General features: G+C 67.1%; 20 protein-coding genes and 1 pseudogene. 2 read left to right on the top strand and 19 right to left on the bottom strand.

What is annotated here, in order from left to right:
- Positions 1–11 precede the first annotated feature (11 nt).
- From rplN to ACIBH1_RS01030, 17 genes are all read right to left on the bottom strand, one after another.
- Positions 12–383, bottom strand: a complete 372-nt coding sequence (rplN, locus tag ACIBH1_RS01110; protein WP_132617254.1) for a 50S ribosomal protein L14 — start codon at positions 381–383, stop codon at positions 12–14.
- 279 nt (positions 384–662) lie between these two features.
- Positions 663–938 (bottom strand): 30S ribosomal protein S17, encoded by a 276-nt coding sequence (rpsQ, locus tag ACIBH1_RS01105; protein ID WP_181615877.1) that lies wholly within the window; start codon positions 936–938, stop codon positions 663–665.
- Entirely contained in the window at positions 931–1,170 is a 240-nt protein-coding gene (gene rpmC / locus ACIBH1_RS01100) for a 50S ribosomal protein L29 (RefSeq protein WP_181615876.1), read from the bottom strand. The genes rpsQ and rpmC overlap by 8 nt, the downstream gene beginning before the upstream one ends.
- Positions 1,170–1,589 (bottom strand): 50S ribosomal protein L16, encoded by a 420-nt coding sequence (rplP, locus tag ACIBH1_RS01095; RefSeq protein WP_397311514.1) that lies wholly within the window; start codon positions 1,587–1,589, stop codon positions 1,170–1,172. Before rplP ends, rpmC begins: the two co-directional genes overlap by 1 nt.
- A 2-nt stretch (positions 1,590–1,591) precedes the next feature.
- The gene (rpsC, locus tag ACIBH1_RS01090; RefSeq protein WP_181615874.1) at positions 1,592–2,428 is read right to left on the bottom strand and encodes a 30S ribosomal protein S3; all 837 of its coding nucleotides are present in this window, start codon (positions 2,426–2,428) and stop codon (positions 1,592–1,594) included.
- Entirely contained in the window at positions 2,428–2,781 is a 354-nt protein-coding gene (gene rplV, locus ACIBH1_RS01085; protein ID WP_397311513.1) for a 50S ribosomal protein L22, read from the bottom strand. The genes rpsC and rplV overlap by 1 nt, the downstream gene beginning before the upstream one ends.
- A 22-nt stretch (positions 2,782–2,803) precedes the next feature.
- A complete protein-coding gene (rpsS, locus tag ACIBH1_RS01080; protein WP_181615872.1) occupies positions 2,804–3,082 on the bottom strand; it encodes a 30S ribosomal protein S19 in 279 nt (92 codons plus the stop codon).
- Between the two features lie 11 nt (positions 3,083–3,093).
- On the bottom strand, positions 3,094–3,930 hold the full coding sequence (gene rplB, locus ACIBH1_RS01075) for a 50S ribosomal protein L2 (RefSeq protein WP_397311512.1): 837 nt from the start codon (positions 3,928–3,930) through the stop codon (positions 3,094–3,096).
- A 241-nt stretch (positions 3,931–4,171) separates the two neighbouring features.
- On the bottom strand, positions 4,172–4,474 hold the full coding sequence (gene rplW, locus ACIBH1_RS01070; RefSeq protein WP_397311511.1) for a 50S ribosomal protein L23: 303 nt from the start codon (positions 4,472–4,474) through the stop codon (positions 4,172–4,174).
- A complete protein-coding gene (gene rplD, locus ACIBH1_RS01065) occupies positions 4,474–5,124 on the bottom strand; it encodes a 50S ribosomal protein L4 (protein WP_397311510.1) in 651 nt (216 codons plus the stop codon). The genes rplW and rplD overlap by 1 nt, the downstream gene beginning before the upstream one ends.
- Positions 5,121–5,771 carry a 50S ribosomal protein L3 gene (gene rplC, locus ACIBH1_RS01060; protein WP_397311509.1) on the bottom strand — a complete coding sequence of 217 codons (651 nt, stop codon included), beginning with the start codon at positions 5,769–5,771 and terminating at the stop codon, positions 5,121–5,123. The genes rplD and rplC overlap by 4 nt, the downstream gene beginning before the upstream one ends.
- 13 nt (positions 5,772–5,784) lie before the next feature.
- The gene (rpsJ, locus tag ACIBH1_RS01055; RefSeq protein ID WP_012887830.1) at positions 5,785–6,093 is read right to left on the bottom strand and encodes a 30S ribosomal protein S10; all 309 of its coding nucleotides are present in this window, start codon (positions 6,091–6,093) and stop codon (positions 5,785–5,787) included.
- Positions 6,094–6,363: 270 nt separating this feature from the next.
- Positions 6,364–7,557, bottom strand: a complete 1,194-nt coding sequence (gene tuf, locus ACIBH1_RS01050; protein ID WP_397311508.1) for an elongation factor Tu — start codon at positions 7,555–7,557, stop codon at positions 6,364–6,366.
- 132 nt (positions 7,558–7,689) lie between these two features.
- Entirely contained in the window at positions 7,690–9,789 is a 2,100-nt protein-coding gene (gene fusA / locus ACIBH1_RS01045) for an elongation factor G (protein ID WP_397311507.1), read from the bottom strand.
- A 36-nt stretch (positions 9,790–9,825) separates the two neighbouring features.
- Positions 9,826–10,296 carry a 30S ribosomal protein S7 gene (gene rpsG / locus ACIBH1_RS01040; RefSeq protein WP_181615865.1) on the bottom strand — a complete coding sequence of 157 codons (471 nt, stop codon included), beginning with the start codon at positions 10,294–10,296 and terminating at the stop codon, positions 9,826–9,828.
- Positions 10,296–10,673, bottom strand: coding sequence for a 30S ribosomal protein S12 (gene rpsL / locus ACIBH1_RS01035; protein ID WP_181615864.1), 378 nt, complete (start codon positions 10,671–10,673; stop codon positions 10,296–10,298). Before rpsL ends, rpsG begins: the two co-directional genes overlap by 1 nt.
- Before the next feature lie 354 nt (positions 10,674–11,027).
- Positions 11,028–11,675, bottom strand: a complete 648-nt coding sequence (locus tag ACIBH1_RS01030; protein ID WP_397311506.1) for a TetR/AcrR family transcriptional regulator — start codon at positions 11,673–11,675, stop codon at positions 11,028–11,030.
- A gap of 41 nt (positions 11,676–11,716) precedes the next feature.
- On the opposite strand from ACIBH1_RS01030, the gene ACIBH1_RS01025 reads away from it, so the two are divergent.
- Both ACIBH1_RS01025 and ACIBH1_RS01020 read left to right on the top strand, forming a co-directional pair.
- A complete protein-coding gene (locus ACIBH1_RS01025) occupies positions 11,717–13,864 on the top strand; it encodes an excinuclease ABC subunit UvrA (protein ID WP_397311505.1) in 2,148 nt (715 codons plus the stop codon).
- Between the two features lie 100 nt (positions 13,865–13,964).
- A pseudogene (locus ACIBH1_RS01020) lies at positions 13,965–15,061 on the top strand (IS630 family transposase).
- Here the strand turns inward: ACIBH1_RS01020 and ACIBH1_RS01015 are convergent.
- Both ACIBH1_RS01015 and ACIBH1_RS01010 read right to left on the bottom strand, forming a co-directional pair.
- Positions 15,058–15,861: an endonuclease/exonuclease/phosphatase family protein gene (locus ACIBH1_RS01015; RefSeq protein ID WP_397311504.1), complete on the bottom strand. Its 804-nt coding sequence runs from the start codon at positions 15,859–15,861 to the stop codon at positions 15,058–15,060. The pseudogene ACIBH1_RS01020 and the gene ACIBH1_RS01015 sit on opposite strands and share 4 nt — an antisense overlap.
- Entirely contained in the window at positions 15,858–16,835 is a 978-nt protein-coding gene (locus ACIBH1_RS01010; protein ID WP_397311503.1) for a sigma-70 family RNA polymerase sigma factor, read from the bottom strand. Before ACIBH1_RS01010 ends, ACIBH1_RS01015 begins: the two co-directional genes overlap by 4 nt.
- Positions 16,836–16,854 lie beyond the last annotated feature (19 nt).

Genomic DNA, 16,854 nt, shown 5'->3' with positions numbered 1-16,854 from the left:
AGACTTCGGCATCACAGCACCTCCGGAGCGAGCGAGATGATGCGCATGAACTTCTTGTCGCGCAGCTCACGGCCGACCGGGCCGAAGATGCGGGTGCCACGGGGGTCGCCACTGTCCTTGATGATGACGGCGGCGTTCTCGTCGAAGCGGATGTAGGAACCGTCGGGACGACGGCGCTCCTTGGTCGTGCGAACGACGACCGCCTTGACGACGTCGCCCTTCTTCACACCGGTCGAGCCGGGAAGGGCATCCTTGACGGTGGCGACGATGATGTCACCGATGCCGGCGTAGCGACGGCCGGAGCCACCGAGAACACGGATGCAAAGGATCTCCTTGGCACCAGTGTTGTCGGCGACCTTGAGCCGCGACTCCTGCTGGATCACGTCTACTCCTGTTGGTCTCCGCCGGTTCTCACGCGTGCGCGAGCCTTGCGGAACTTCATGGTCTTGGTCCCACGGCGACAACCTGCTCTGCCGTACGGCACAGCGGATCGCCCCGCAGGCGGCGGGCTCGAGGACCCTGCCCTTGGACGCCTCCATGGGGACAGCCCCACGCAGGCGCGATAACGCGCCTCCCGGGCCGACAGCCCACTGGAGGCGCGAAATCTCAGCTTACCGTTAGAGCCGGTGTGCTCATTACCACAAGCACACCGGCTCCAGGTACTACTTGGCCTTCTCGAGGATCTCCACGACGCGCCACCGCTTGGTGGCCGACATCGGACGGGTCTCCATCAGAAGGACACGGTCGCCGACGCCGCAGGCGTTCTGCTCGTCGTGCGCCTTGTACTTCTTGGTCCGGCGGATGACCTTGCCGTACAGCGGGTGCTTGACGCGGTCCTCGACGGACACGACCACGGTCTTGTCCATCTTGTCGCTGACGACCAGACCCTCACGGGTCTTGCGGTAGCTCCGCTGGGTGGTCTCGGTAGCCTCAGACATCGCTCGACTCCTTCTCGACCGTCTGGATGATGCCGAGCTCGCGCTCACGCATGACGGTGTAGATTCGGGCGATCTCACGGCGGACAGCGCGGAGCCGCCCGTGGCTCTCCAGCTGACCGGTGGCTGCCTGGAAGCGGAGGTTGAAGAGCTCCTCCTTGGCTTCCTTCAGCTTCTGGACCAGGCCCTCCTGGTCCTCTTCACGCAGATCGCCGGCGGTCAGACCCCTAGCCATCACGCCTCCCCAACTTCACGCTTGACGATCTTGCACTTCATCGGGAGCTTGTGGATCGCGCGCTTGAGCGCCTCACGAGCCACGGGCTCCGCGACACCGCTGAGCTCGAACATCACGCGACCGGGCTTGACGTTGGCGATCCACCACTCCGGCGAACCCTTACCGGAACCCATGCGGGTCTCGGCCGGCTTCTTGGTCAGCGGGCGGTCGGGGTAGATGTTGATCCACACCTTTCCGCCTCGCTTGATGTGACGGGTCATGGCGATACGAGCGGACTCGATCTGACGGTTCGTCACGTAGCTGTGCTCGACAGCCTGGATGCCGAACTCGCCGAACACGACCCTGGTGCCGCCCTTGGCAGCGCCGCTGCGGTCAGGACGGTGCTGCTTGCGGTGCTTGACCCTGCGAGGGATCAGCATGGTCAGCTCCCTTCAGCGACCGGCTGAGCGGCCTGGGACTCAGAGGCCTGGGCCTCGGAACGGGGGGCGCGGCCCGCGCCGCCACCGCGACGCTCGCCACGACCGGCACCACCGCGACGCGGACGGTCTCCACCGCCACCGCCACGACGGTCGTCGCGCTCGCGACGCTGACCGGCACGAGCGCCGGCGGCAGCCGCCTCACGCTCGGCGCGGCTGGTCGGAGCCTCACCCTTGTAGATCCACACCTTCACGCCGATGCGGCCGAAGGTGGTACGGGCCTCGTAGAAGCCGTAGTCGATGTCCGCGCGAAGGGTGTGCAGCGGCACGCGACCCTCGCGGTAGAACTCCGACCGGGACATCTCAGCGCCGCCGAGACGACCGGAGCACTGGACACGGATGCCCTTGGCGCCGGACTTCATGGCGGACTGCATCGCCTTGCGCATGGCGCGGCGGAACGAGACACGGCTGGACAGCTGCTCGGCGACACCCTGGGCGACGAGCTGCGCGTCGATCTCGGGGTTCTTGACCTCGAGGATGTTCAGCTGGACCTGCTTCTTGGTCAGCTTCTCGAGGTCGCCACGGATACGGTCCGCCTCAGCGCCGCGACGGCCGATGACGATGCCGGGACGCGCGGTGTGGATGTCCACCTGCACGCGGTCCGTCGTGCGCTCGATCTCGACCTTGGAGATGCCGGCGCGCTCCATGCCCTTCTGGAGCATGCGGCGGATGGCAACGTCCTCTGCGACGTACGACTTGTAGAGCTTGTCGGCGTACCACCGGCTCTTGAAGTCGGTCGTGATGCCGAGGCGGAACCCGTGCGGGTTAACCTTCTGGCCCACTATCGGGTCCTTCCCTTCGGCTCGCGGGATTCCACGATCACAGTGATGTGGCTGGTCCGCTTGTTGATCCGGTAGGCACGACCCTGGGCGCGCGGACGGAACCGCTTCAGCGTCGGGCCCTCGTCGACCCACACGCGGCTCACGACGAGCGTGGCCGGGTCGAGGTCGAAGTTGTGCTCGGCGTTCGCCATGGCGGAGCTGAGCACCTTGTAGATCGGCTCGCTCGCGGACTGCGGAGCGAACTGCAGCACGGCCTGCGCCTGCGAAGCGGGCAGTCCGCGAATGAGGTCCACCACACGGCGGGCCTTCTGGGGCGTGACACGGACGAACCGCGCCTGAGCCCTGGCTTCCATCGCTTTCTCCTACTTCTGCTGGCTACCGCCGGCTGCGGCGGTCTTCCTTGACGTGGCTGCGGAACGTGCGCGTCGGCGCGAACTCGCCGAGCTTGTGGCCGATCATCGAGTCGGTGACGAACACCGGCACGTGCTTGCGGCCGTCGTGGACGGCGATCGTGTGACCGATCATGGACGGCACGATCATGGAGCGCCGCGACCACGTCTTGATGACGTTCTTCGTGCCCTTCTCGTTCTGGACGTCGACCTTCTTCTGAAGGTGGCCGTCCACGAAGGGACCCTTCTTAAGGCTACGAGGCATACTGGCTGCTCCTACCGCTTCTTCCTCTTAGAACGACGGCGGATGATCAGCCTGTCGCTGGCCTTGTTCGCCGCGCGGGTACGGCCCTCGGGCTTACCCTTCGGGTTGACCGGGTGGCGACCACCGGAGGTCTTACCCTCACCACCACCGTGCGGGTGGTCCACAGGGTTCATCGCGACACCACGGACGGTCGGGCGCTTGCCCTTCCACCGCATACGGCCGGCCTTACCCCAGTTGATGTTGCCCTGCTCGGCGTTGCCGACCTGGCCGACCGCGGCGCGGCAGCGGACGTCGACCATGCGCATTTCGCCGGAGGGCATACGCAGCGTGGCGTACTGGCCTTCCTTCGCGAGCAGCTGGATCTGAGCGCCCGCGGACCGGCCCAGCTTCGCGCCACCACCCGGACGGAGCTCCACCGCGTGGATGAAGGTACCGGTCGGGATGTTGCGCAGCGGGAGGCAGTTGCCCGGCTTGATGTCAGCGCCGGCGCCGTTCTCGACGCGGTCACCCTGCTTGAGGCCGGTCGGCGCGATGATGTAGCGCTTCTCGCCGTCGGCGTAGTGCAGCAGAGCGATGTTGGCGGTGCGGTTGGGGTCGTACTCGATGTGAGCGACCTTGGCCGGGATGCCGTCCTTGTCATGCCTGCGGAAGTCGATGATCCGGTAGGCGCGCTTGTGGCCACCGCCCTGGTGGCGAGCGGTCACTCGACCGTGAGCGTTGCGGCCGCCCTTGCTGTGAAGGGGAGCAAGCAGCGACTTCTCGGGCGTGCTGCGGGTGATCTCGGAGAAGTCCGAGACACTCGAGCCGCGGCGACCCGGGGTCGTCGGCTTGTACTTACGGATGCCCATCTTTTTCGTTCATCCTTTGTCGGTGAGACTCAGAGCCATGAGGCTCCTCGCCTCTTCTTTCACTACAGTGCGCATGCCACGACCCCTGCCGGGTGCCACCTGGGCGGCCCCGGAGGGGTTCGCTGGTCAAGCGCGCCTCCTCGTCCGCTGGTCGCGGTCGTGGAGGCCTCTCCCGGTCAGGCCGGGAGGGGTGGGCCGGGGATCCGTGGATCCCTGGCCCGATTCAGCCCCCTGAAGGGCTTCAGCCGACCGCACCGAAGATGTCGATGCGGTCACCCTCGGCCAGGCTCACAATCGCGCGCTTGGTGTCGGGACGCTTGCCGAAACCGGTGCGGGTGCGCTTGCGCTTGCCCTGCCGGTTGATCGTGTTCACGCTGGTGACCTTGACCTCGAAGATCTTCTCGATCGCGATCTTGATCGCGGTCTTGTTCGCGGTCTTCTTCACCAGGAACGTGTACTTGTTGTTCTCATCGATCAGGCCGTAGCTCTTCTCGGAGACCACGGGCTTGATGATGATGTCGCGCGGGTCGGCGATCTTCTCCATCAGGCGTCTTCCTTCCCAGCGCCCTGGCTCAGCCGAGCCACGACCTGGTCGTACGCCTCCTGGGTGAAGACCACGTCATCGCTGCAGAGCACGTCATAGGTGTTGAGCTGCCCGGCGTCCAGCAGGTGGACCTCCGGGGCGTTGCGCAGGCTCAGCCAGGTCAGCTGGTCGGTCTCGTCGACGACGACGAGAACGCGCACACCCTGGGTGATCTTGCGCAGGGCCTCCAGAGTCGCCTTGGTCTTGGGCGTGTCACCCGTGACCAGGCTGCTCACCACGTGCACGCGGTTGCCGGACGCGCGGTCCGACAGCGCGCCACGCAGAGCGGCGGCCTTCATCTTCTTGGGGGTCCGCTGCGAGTAGTCGCGCGGAACCGGGCCGTGGACGGTGCCACCGCCGGTGAACTGCGGCGCGCGGGTCGAACCCTGACGGGCGCGACCGGTGCCCTTCTGGCGGTACGGCTTCTTGCCACCACCGCGGACTTCGCCACGGGTCTTGGCCTTGTGGGTGCCCTGCCGGCGAGCGGCGAGCTGGGCCACGACCACCTGGTGGATCAGCGGAACGTTGACCTTGGCGCCGAAGATGTCTTCGGGAAGGTCGACGGAGCCCGTCTTGGAGCCGCTGGCGTCGAGGACGTCGATGGTGCTCACTTGGCCCCCTTCTTAGCAGCGGTGCGGACGAGAACCAGGCTGCCGTTCGCGCCGGGGATCGCACCCTTGATCAGGATGAGGCCCTTCTCGGCGTCGATGGCGTGAACCTTGAGGCTCTGCACGGTGGTGCGGACGTTACCCATCCGGCCAGCCATGCGCAGGCCCTTGAAAACGCGGCCCGGGGTGGCGCAGCCACCGATGGAACCCGGCGAGCGGTGCTTGCGCTGCGTACCGTGCGAGGCGCCTAGGCCCTTGAAGCCGTGGCGCTTCATGACACCCGCGAAACCCTTGCCCTTGGACTTGCCAGTCACGTCGACGTACTGGCCGGCCTCGAAGGTGTCGGCGAGGAGCTCCTGGCCGAGGGTGTAGTCGCTCGCGTCGTCGGTACGGATCTCCGTGAAGTAACGGCGCGGGGTGATGTCGTGCTTACGCAGGTAGTCGCCGAGCGGCTTGTTGACCTTCCGGGGGTCGACCTGACCGAAGCCGAGCTGGATGGCGGAGTAGCCGTCCTTCTCAGCGTTGCGGATACGGGTCACCACACACGGACCGGCCTCGACCACGGTGACCGGAACGAGCCGGTTGTCCGCGTCGAAGACCTGGGTCATGCCGAGCTTCTTGCCCAGGACGCCCTTGATCGTCTTAGCCATGTCAGTGTGTCCCTCAGAGCTTGATCGAGATGTCGACGCCAGCCGGCAGGTCGAGTCGCATGAGCGAGTCGACGGTCTTGGGCGTCGGGTCGATGATGTCAATCAGCCGCTTGTGCGTGCGCATCTCAAAGTGCTCGCGGCTGTCCTTGTACTTGTGCGGCGAGCGGATGACGCAGTACACGTTCTTCTCGGTCGGCAGCGGCACCGGGCCAGCGACCTTCGCTCCAGTCCGCGTCACAGTCTCGACGATCTTCTTGGCCGAGCTGTCGATGACCTCGTGGTCATAGGCCTTGAGCCGAATGCGGATCTTCTGTCCCGCCATAGTGGCCTCGGTGTCCTTCACTGTCGTCTGAAAAAGTAACGAGCGGCAGGTTGCCGCGTGGGAGAGGTTACCGCCTGTGAGCAGATGCTCGGGCCAAGCACTTTCTCTCCCGGGTGACCCCACATGACAGACGTTGTCGATCTGCCGTTTCATTCCGTGATCCGGCAGTTACTTCGGAATCTGTGACCGAACTAACTGCTGGATCACGGCTCTCAGTGGAGCCTTCTACAGAGAGGCGGCCGGTTCCCGGAGGAACCGGCCGCTTCCCACCTACTTGAGGATCTTGACGACGTTGCCGGCGCCGACGGTCCGGCCACCCTCACGGATGGCGAACTTGAGGCCTTCCTCCATGGCGATGGGCTGGATCAGCTCAACGCGCATCTCGGTGTTGTCGCCGGGCATGACCATCTCGGTGCCCTCGGGCAGGTTCACAACGCCGGTCACGTCAGTCGTACGGAAGTAGAACTGAGGACGGTAGTTGTTGAAGAACGGCGTGTGACGGCCGCCCTCGTCCTTGCTCAGGATGTAGACCTGGGCGTCGAACTCGGTGTGCGGGGTCGTGGTGCCCGGCTTGATGATGCACTGGCCGCGCTCGACGTCCTCGCGCTTGATGCCACGGAGGAGCAGACCGACGTTGTCGCCCGCCTGGCCCTCGTCGAGCAGCTTGCGGAACATCTCCACACCGGTGACGGTGGTGGTGGTCTTCGTCTCCTTGATACCGATGATGTCAACGGTCTCGTTGACCTTCACGATACCGCGCTCGATACGACCGGTGACGACGGTGCCACGACCGGTGATCGAGAAGACGTCCTCGATCGGCATCAGGAACGGCTTGTCAACGGCGCGGGCCGGCTCCGGCACGCTCTCGTCGACAGCGGTCATGAGCTCGATGATGCTGTCTTCCCACTTGGTGTCGCCCTCGAGCGCCTTGAGCGCGGAGACGCGAACCACGGGCAGGTCGTCGCCGGGGAACTCCTGAGCCGAGAGCAGCTCACGGACCTCGAGCTCGACGAGCTCCAGGATCTCCTCGTCGTCCACCATGTCGGACTTGTTCAGAGCCACGACGATGTAGGGGACGCCGACCTGGCGGGCCAGGAGCACGTGCTCCTTGGTCTGCGGCATCGGGCCGTCGGTGGCGGCGACCACCAGGATGGCGCCGTCCATCTGGGCGGCACCGGTGATCATGTTCTTCACGTAGTCGGCGTGACCGGGGCAGTCCACGTGAGCGTAGTGGCGCTTCTCGGTCTGGTACTCGACGTGCGCGATGGAGATCGTGATGCCACGAGCCTTCTCCTCGGGCGCCTTGTCGATCTTGTCGAACGGAGTCGCCTCGTTGATGTCGGGGAAGCGCTTGTGCAGCACCTGGGTGATCGCCGCGGTCAGAGTGGTCTTGCCGTGGTCGATGTGCCCAATGGTGCCGATGTTCACGTGCGGCTTAGTCCGCTCGAACTTGGCCTTGCCCACTGGTTCTCTCCTTAGAGAATCTGACTGACTTACTTCAGACTCGGGCCCGGGAAGCCCCGAACCCCTATAGCGGTACGGCTTGCGCCGTACCAGGTGGCCGGGGTTTGACGCCCGGCCACCAGGGTCCAGGAACTATTCGCCCCGGGCCTTCGCGACGATCTCCTTGCCGATGCCCGGGGGCACCTCCGCGTAGGAGTCGAACTGCATCGAGTAGCTCGCGCGCCCCTGCGTCTTGCTACGCAGGTCACCCACGTAGCCGAACATCTCAGACAGCGGCACGAGCGCCGTGATGACACGGGCGCCTGCGCGCTCGTCCATCGCCTGGATCTGCCCGCGGCGACCGTTGAGGTCACCGATGACGTCACCCATGTAGTCCTCGGGCGTGGTGACCTCGACGGCCATCATCGGCTCCAGCAGGACGGCGTCCGCCTTACGAGCGGCCTCCTTGAAGGCCATCGATCCGGCGATCTTGAAGGCCATTTCCGAGGAGTCGACGTCGTGCGCGGCACCGTCGGTCAGCGTCACCTTCACGCCCACCATCGGGTAACCGGCCAGCACGCCGAACTCGGCCGCCTCCTGGGCGCCCGCGTCGACCGAGGGGATGTACTCCCTCGGGACACGACCACCCGAGACCTTGTTCTCGAACTCGTAGCCGTCGTTGCCGTCGCCCAGAGGCTCGAGGTTGATGATGACCCGCGCGAACTGACCGGAACCACCGGTCTGCTTCTTGTGGGTGTAGTCGACCTTCTCCACCTTGCGGCGGATGGTCTCGCGGTAGGCGACCTGCGGGCGACCGACGTTGGCCTCGACCTTGAACTCGCGGCGCATACGGTCGACGAGGATCTCCAGGTGGAGCTCGCCCATGCCGTGGATGACGGTCTGGCCGGTCTCCTCGTCACGACGGACCTGGAAGGACGGGTCCTCCTCGGCCAGCCGCTGGATCGCGGTCGACAGCTTCTCCTGGTCGCTCTTCGTCTTCGGCTCGATCGCGACGCTGATGACCGGCGCCGGGAACGTCATCGACTCGAGGACGACCTGGTTGGACGGGTCGCACAGGGTGTCACCGGTGGTGGTGTCCTTCAGACCCATGACGGCGACGATCTGACCGGCGTGCGCGGACGGGCGCTCTTCGCGCTTGTTCGCGTGCATCTGGTAGATCTTGCCGATCCGCTCCTTCCGGCCCTTCACCGAGTTGACGACCCCGGTGCCGGTCTCGAGCGTGCCCGAGTAGATGCGGATGTAGGTCAGACGGCCCAGGTGCGGGTCGCTCATGATCTTGAAGGCGAGCGCGGAGAAGGGCTCCGTGGTGTCCGCGTGACGCTCGATGACCTCGTTCTCGTCGCCGACAGCGTGTCCCTTGAAGGCGGGGATGTCGCTGGGCGCCGGCAGGTAGGCCACGATCGCGTCGAGCAGGGGCTGCACGCCCTTGTTCTTGAACGCGGTGCCGGTGAGGACCGGGTTGATGGCGCTGGCCAGCGTGGCGCGGCGGATGGCCGCGACCAGCTGCTCCTCGGTGGGCTCGTTGCCCTCGAGGAAGAGCTCCATCAGCTCGTCGTCGTTCTCCGCGACGGTCTCGACCAGCTTGTCGCGCCACTCGCGAGCGGCGTCGGCGTGGTCGGCCGGGATGTCGACGGTCTCGTACATCTCGCCCTTGGCGGCCTCTTCCGGCCAGAGCAGACCCTTCATCTTCACCAGGTCGATGACGCCCTTGAAGCCGGCCTCAACACCCCAGGGAAGCTGGATGACAGCCGGGGTGGCGCCCAGGCGGCTGATCATCATGTCGACGCAGCGGTGGAACTCCGCGCCGACCCGGTCCATCTTGTTCACGAAGCAGATGCGCGGCACGCCGTAGCGGTCGGCCTGACGCCACACCGTCTCGGACTGCGGCTCAACACCCGCGACACCGTCGAACACCGCGACCGCGCCGTCGAGGACGCGGAGCGAACGCTCCACCTCGATGGTGAAGTCGACGTGGCCCGGGGTGTCGATGATGTTGATGGTGTGGCCGAGCCACTCACAGGTCGTCGCGGCAGACGTGATCGTGATGCCGCGCTCCTGCTCCTGCTCCATCCAGTCCATCGTGGCAGCGCCGTCGTGGACCTCACCGATCTTGTAGTTGATACCGGTGTAGAACAGGATGCGCTCGGTCGTGGTGGTCTTGCCCGCGTCGATGTGGGCCATGATCCCGATGTTGCGGACCTTGGCCAGGTCAAGGGCAGCTGTGCTGGCCACTTCTCTCGCGTCCTCGTCGTCTCGTCGTAACCGCTGTTACCAGCGGTAGTGGGCGAAGGCCTTGTTGGACTCGGCCATCTTGTGGGTGTCCTCGCGCTTCTTGACGCTCGCCCCGAGGCCGTTGCTGGCGTCGAGGAGCTCGTTCATGAGGCGCTCGGTCATGGTCTTCTCGCGGCGGGCCCGGGAGTACTGCACCAGCCAGCGCAGCGCCAGAGTGGTGCTGCGGGAGGCGCGAACCTCGACCGGGACCTGGTAGGTCGCGCCACCGACACGGCGGCTGCGGACCTCGAGGGTCGGCTTGACGTTGTCGAGCGCACGCTTGAGCGTGACGACCGGGTCGTTGCCGGTCTTGTCACGGCAGCCCTCGAGGGCGCCGTAGACGATCGACTGCGCGATGGAGCGCTTGCCGTCGAGGAGGACCTTGTTGATCAGCGCGGTGACCAGCGGCGAGCTGTAGACCGGGTCGGCCATGAGCTGGCGGCGGCCAGGAGAACCCTTACGAGGCATTACTTCTTCTTCTCCAACTTCGCGCCGTAACGGGAACGAGCCTGCTTGCGGTTCTTGACACCCTGGGTGTCGAGAGTGCCGCGGATGATCTTGTAGCGAACACCCGGCAGGTCCTTCACGCGACCGCCACGGACGAGCACGATCGAGTGCTCCTGCAGGTTGTGACCCACACCGGGGATGTAAGCCGTGACCTCGATGCCGTTGGTGAGGCGAACACGGGCCACCTTGCGCAGAGCCGAGTTCGGCTTCTTGGGCGTGGTGGTGTAGACGCGCTGGCAGACGCCGCGGCGCTGCGGACTCCCCTTCAGAGCAGGAGTCTTGGTCTTGGAGACCTTGTCCTGCCGGCCCTTTCGGACCAACTGCTGGATAGTGGGCACTGCCACTCCATTTCGTGCTTGGCCGGTACTACGTCAAAGGTCGTGCATTTCGCAGGTACTGCCGGTGTCATGACCTGCTGTTCTCTCCCCCGCTTCGACCCACGCGGTCGGGCGTGTCGCGCTCTGTGAGAGCCACGCCCCGCGCGGTCTTTCGCTGGGGGATGTCACGCGGCACCAACCACTTGATCGATTGCACGCGTGAGAGCCCATGAGTCCACGGGCACGAAGAGCAAGGCTACCCAGCCCAGCACGGCACGTCAAAACGGCCGCGTTTCCTCGGCCGCCGCCGGGACGGCCGCATCTCCGTGTCGTGGTCCGCGGTCGGTTTACGCCTAACCGCTATCAGACCCTGGACTAGTTTACCCGCTCTCCCGGCATCTTCCGACCTTTTCCGCGGCACGGATAGGACGCCGCGAAGATCCCCGGCAGCCTCGGCACCAGCCTGGTGTAGGCGCCGTCCTCGTAGCCCGCCTCCGGCTGGTTGGCCAGCTGCTGCGAGACCACGCCCGCGATCAGGCTCGCCGCCAGCGCCAGGCCCTCCTCACCCGCGGCGTCCTGGTGGACCTCGCCCCGCGCCACCGCCCCCTCGATGAGCCCCTTGAAGTGCGCGTGGATACCGAGCGCCGGGGCGTAGGCCTGCTCGCTGGGGCGGAATCCGGGGACCGGCCGCCAGAACAGCAGCTGCGCGAGGACCTGGTTGCCCATGATCCAGCGCGCTCCCGCCTCCAGCGACGCCCCCATCGCCTCCAGCCCCGGCTCCATGCCCTCGGCCGCCTGCCGTACGGCATGCAGGTAGCCCAGCTGGCCGCGCTCGAAGAGCGCGTCGTACACGGCGGCGCGCGACGGGAAGTACTTGTACAGGGACGGTGGCTGAACGCCCAGGCGCCGCGCGACGGTCGCCATGGTCAGCGCGGCCACGCCCTCCTCCGCCATCACGTCGAGGGCGATGCGGAGGATCTCCTCCTGTGTCTCCGCCCGCCTGCGGGCCCGCCGATCTTTCATACCCGTAGCTTAAGCTAATGGTATTAGCTGGAGGTGCGACATTGGATATCGTCCTGACCGGTCTGCGGCAGAACAACCTGAAGAACATCTCGCTACGCCTGCCCAAGGAACGCCTCACCGTCTTCACCGGCGTCTCGGGCTCCGGCAAGTCGTCCGTCGTCTTCGGCACCATCGCCACCGAGTCACAACGGCAGCTGAACGCGACCTACAACGCCTTCATCCGCAACCGCCTGCCCAAGTACGAAAGGCCGCTCGCCGACAAGCTCGCCCATCTGACACCCGCGATCGTGGTCGACCAGAAGCCCGTCGGCGGCAACGCGCGCTCGACCGTCGGCACGATGACCGAGATCCACTCGGTCCTGCGGGTGCTGTTCTCGAGGTACGGCACGCCGTCGGCCGGACCGGCGAGCGCCTACTCCTTCAACGACCCCCACGGCATGTGCCCCGAGTGCGACGGCCTGGGCAAGACGGTCAGGCTCGACCTCGACCGCGCGATCGACCGCTCGTTGTCGCTTAACGAGGGCGCGATCAGGTTGTGGCCGGTGGGCTCGTGGACCTGGCGGCTCTACGAGCAGTCGGGGCTGTTCGACATGGACAAGCCGGTGCGCGACTTCACCGCGCAGGAGCTGCGCACGCTGCTGCACGGCGAGGGCTTCAAGCTGGAACGCGGCACCTACGAGGGCGTGGCCGACCGCTTCGAGCGGCTCTTCATCAAGGGCGACCGCGACAGGGCCAGGGACATGATGGTCGAGGGGCCCTGCCCGGCCTGCGGCGGAGCCCGGCTCAACGCCGCCGCCCTCGCCTCGCGGATCGGCCCGCACTCCATCGCCGACCACGCGGCCATGGAGGTCGGCGACCTGCTGGCCGTACTGAAGGGCCTGCGCAACCCGGTGGCCGAGCCCGCGATCGAGGCGCTCGGCCGGATCGAGGCCATCGGGCTGGGCTACCTCAGCCTCGACCGGCAGACCGGCACCCTGTCGGGCGGCGAGGCGCAGCGGCTGAAGACCGTGCGCCATCTCGGGTCGTCGCTGACCGGGATGACCTACATCTTCGACGAGCCCAGCGCCGGCCTGCATCCGCGTGACGTGCACCTGCTCGGCGAGCTGCTGCTGGAGCTGCGCGACAACGGCAACACCGTCATCGTCGTCGAGCACGACCGCGACATCATCGAGCTGGCCGACCACATCGTCGACATGGGTCCGGGCGCGGGCCTCTCGGGCGGACGGGTCGTCTACGAGGGCACGGTGGCCGGGCTGCGCCGCTCCGGCACGCTCACGGGCCGCATGATGAAGCGGGCCACGCCGCTGAAGCCGTCGCCGCGCACGCCGTCGGGCTGGCTGGCCATCGAGGGCGCCTCGCTCCACAACCTGCGCGAGGTCTCCGTGCGCGTGCCGCTGGGCGTGCTCACCGCCGTCACCGGCGTCGCCGGGTCGGGCAAGAGCACCCTGATGACCTTCGCCGACGGGGTGCTGCTCGACCAGTCGGCCATCACGGGCTCGATCCGCTCGACTCCCGCGACCTACCTCAACGTCATGGACGGCATCCGCAGACGGTTCGCCGCGGCCAACGGCGTCGACGCGGGCTGGTTCAGCTTCAACGCCGCCGGCGCCTGCCCGGCGTGCGAAGGCCGCGGCGTCATCAAGACCGACCTGGCCTTCATGGACCCGGTCACCTCGGTCTGCGACAGCTGCGGCGGCTCCCGCTACAACCCGACCGCGCTGTCGTACCTCCACGATGGCAGGACGATCGCCGAGGTCCTGGCCATGACCGCCACCGAGGCCGCAGGGTTGTTCGACCTCGAAGGGCTGCGCACGCTCGGCGAGCTCGGGCTCGGCTACCTGACGCTGGGACAGCCGCTCAGCACGTTGTCGGGCGGGGAACGCCAGCGGCTCAAGCTCGCCCACCGGCTGCGCGAGACCGGCAACGTCTACGTGTTCGACGAGCCCACCACCGGCCTGCACCTGGCCGACGTCGACACGCTGCTCGCGCTGCTCGACCGGCTCGTCGACGCGGGCAACTCCGTCATCGTCGTCGAGCACGACCTCGACGTCGTCAAGCACGCCGACTGGGTCATCGACCTGGGCCCAGAGGCGGGCCAGCACGGCGGCACCGTGGTGTTCGAGGGCACGCCCGCCGACCTGGCCGCCGCCGACACCCACACCGGGCGGTACCTGGCCAAGTCGCTCTAGTGTCCCGGTCTTGAGGTGAGTAGTCGCCTCATGAGCCGTCAGGCGTCCCACTTTCGGCAGACCTGCTGCGCGACCCTGCTGGAGGTTGTGTGCTGGCCTCATGGGCGACACCAGACTGGAACCGGTGGAGTTGACCACCCAGGAACAGCAGATCCTGCGCGGCTGGGCGGCACGCCGCTCGACCGCTCAAGGCCTGGCCGTGCGGGCTCGGATCGTGCTGGAATGCGCCGAAGGCCGCAGCAACACCGCCGTGGCGGCCCGGCTGCGGGTCAACCGCAGCACGGTGACCAAACGGTGACCAAGTGGCGGGCCCGGTTCCTGGCCCGCCGCTTGGACGGGTTAAGCGACGAACCACGCCCCGGAGTGCCTCGCACCATCACCGACGCCCAGGTGGAGGAGGTGGTGGTGCGGACCTTGGAGGAGATACCGCAAGGGTTCACGCATTGGTCCAAGCGCGAGATGGCCAAGAGGGTGGGCATCTCGGCTACCAGCGTGCACCGCATCTGGCGCGCCTTCGGTCTGCAACCCCACCGGGTGGAGACCTTCAAGATCTCCCCCGATCCGCTGCTGATCGACAAGATTCGTGACATCGTCGGGCTCTACCTGGCGCCGCCGGCCAAGGCCGCGGTGTTCTGCGTGGATGAAAAGCCGCAGATCCAGGCGCTTGAGCGCACCGCCCCAGTGCTGCCGATGATGCCCGGGACCCCTGAGCGGCGCAGCTTCGACTACATCCGGCACGGCACCGTGGACTTGTTCGCCGCGCTGAACGTCGCTACCGGTCAGGTGATCACCACACTCTCGGCCCGGCACGCCGCCGAGGACTTCCGTGACTTCCTCGATGTGATCGACCGCCAGGTCGAACCGGGGCTGGCGGTCCACGTGATCTGCGACAACCTCGCGGCGCATAAGGCGCCGCCGGTGCAACGCTGGTTGGTCGCGCATCCCCGCTTCCACCTGCACTTCACCCCGACCTACTCCTCATGGATCAACCAGGTCGAACGGTGGTTCGCCGAGTTGGAGCGCAGGTGTCTGGAACGCGGGGTGTTCTGCTCGCTGGATGCCCTCAAGACCGCGTTGGAGGAGTGGATCAAAACCTGGAACGAGCAGGCGCGACCCTTCCACTGGACCAAGACCGCAGATCAGATCATCGACCGGATCTGTCGATACTGCTCACGCATCTCCGGACCGGGACACTAGTACCTGAGCTCGGCCAGCAAGCCGAAGTGGTCCGACGGGTACGGCAGCCGCGCGCCGATCACCTCGCACCGCACGGGATGCCCCGCACCCCCCGCCCTCGGCCAAGCGCTGAAGACGTAGTCGAAACGCCGGTCGGGCAGCAGCCCGGGAGCCGCCCACGGGTTGGCGTTGCTCCAGGTGTGCCCTGGGCCGCCGTCACCGGCCACCTCCCAGGCGTCGTAGAAGGCGACCCTCTCGACCGCGGGAGCCGCCCGGCCGGTGAGCATCCGGATCTCGTCGCTGTCGGGCGGCGCGTTGAAGTCGCCGCACACGATCGTCGGGTGCTGCCTGGACGTCGCCGCCGTGACCTGCTCGACGAGCTGCCTGACCTGCTGCTGCCGTACCTCGCTCTCGGCCAGGTGGAACGAGCCGATGATCGTGCTGGCCACCTGGAGCGTGCCGCGCGGCCCGTCGATCTCGGCCAGCAGTGCCGTGCCCGGCATCCTGCCGCCCGCCAGGCCGTAGGTCTCCCGTCTGACCACCGGCCACCGCGACAGGATCGCGCACGCGAGCGCCTCCTCGTCGCCGCCCTTGGCCAGCGCGACGTGGCCGAACCCGAGCCGCGAGGCCAGTTCCCCCGCCTGCCCGCCGTCCGTCCACTCCTGCAGGGCGATCACGTCGGGCTCGCACCGCGCAAGCTCCAGCTTGAGCGCCTCGAACCGGTCCGGCCACGACGTGAACCCGCCCCACACGTTCCACGTGACGAGCCTGACCGTGGTGTGGACGAGGGGCCCGTACGGCTGGGCCGGATCGATGGTCACTCCCCGATCATCACCGGCAGGCCGAGCATGCGGAAGTGCTCGACCCCGATGAACGACGTCAGCGCCGCGATCCGGTCACCGCGCAGGGTCAGCACCGTGACCGACCAGGGCAGGTGGCGTCCTTCCCGCTCGTTCCACAGGTAGGCGGCCATGGCGGGCTGCCCGTTCGCGCTCGCCTCCACGATCCGCCACGACCCGCACGAGGTGAGCGGCACCCGGATCGCGAAGTCCATGACGGCCTCGACGCCGGTGTACCAGCTCGGCAGCGGCGGCATCGACCAGGTCACGTCCTCGGTCAGCAGCGCGACCAGCTTGCCGGCGTCGCCCTCCTCCATCGCGGCGGTGTACTGCTCGACGATCTGCCGCAGCCGCCCGTCGTTCAGCTTGCGCAACGTCTGCTGCTGGCTCGGCTCCGGCACCCTGTCGGCGACCAGCCGGCGCGCTCGCGACAACGCCGAGTTCACCGAGGTGACCGTGGTCTCCATCATGGTGGCGATCTCGGCCGCGGAGAACCCGAGCACCTCGAACAGCAGCAGCGCCGCCCGCTGGTTGCCCGGCAGATGCTGCAGGGCCGCCACGAAAGCCAGCTCGACCGTCTCCCGCCGCTCGTACCCCGCGTCGGGGTACGGCTCCAGCCAGCGCACCTCCTGCAGCGGCTCCGCGTCGGCGACCACCTGCTCACTGGCCGGGCCCAGATCGACCGGCAGCGCCCGCCTGCCCCTGGCGTTGACGGCGTCGATGCACGTCCTGGTCGCCACGGAGTACATCCACGCGCGCAACGAGCCGCGCTCCTCGAAGCCGCGCAGGCCCTTCCAGGCCCTGACCATCGCCTCTTGGAGCGCGTCGTCGGCGTCGTGCGGCGAGCCGAGCATGCGGTAGCAGTGCGCGTGCAGCTCCCCTCGCAGCGGCCCCACCAGGCGCGCGAAGGCGTCGTCGTCGCCCTCTCGCGCCTTCTTCAGAAGAACTTCGCTCACAAGCGACGATTCTCGCTCA

This window comes from Nonomuraea sp. NPDC050663, assembly GCF_044456985.1.
GTDB lineage: Bacteria > Actinomycetota > Actinomycetes > Streptosporangiales > Streptosporangiaceae > Nonomuraea.
This window is presented reverse-complemented; position numbering and strand designations above follow the sequence as displayed.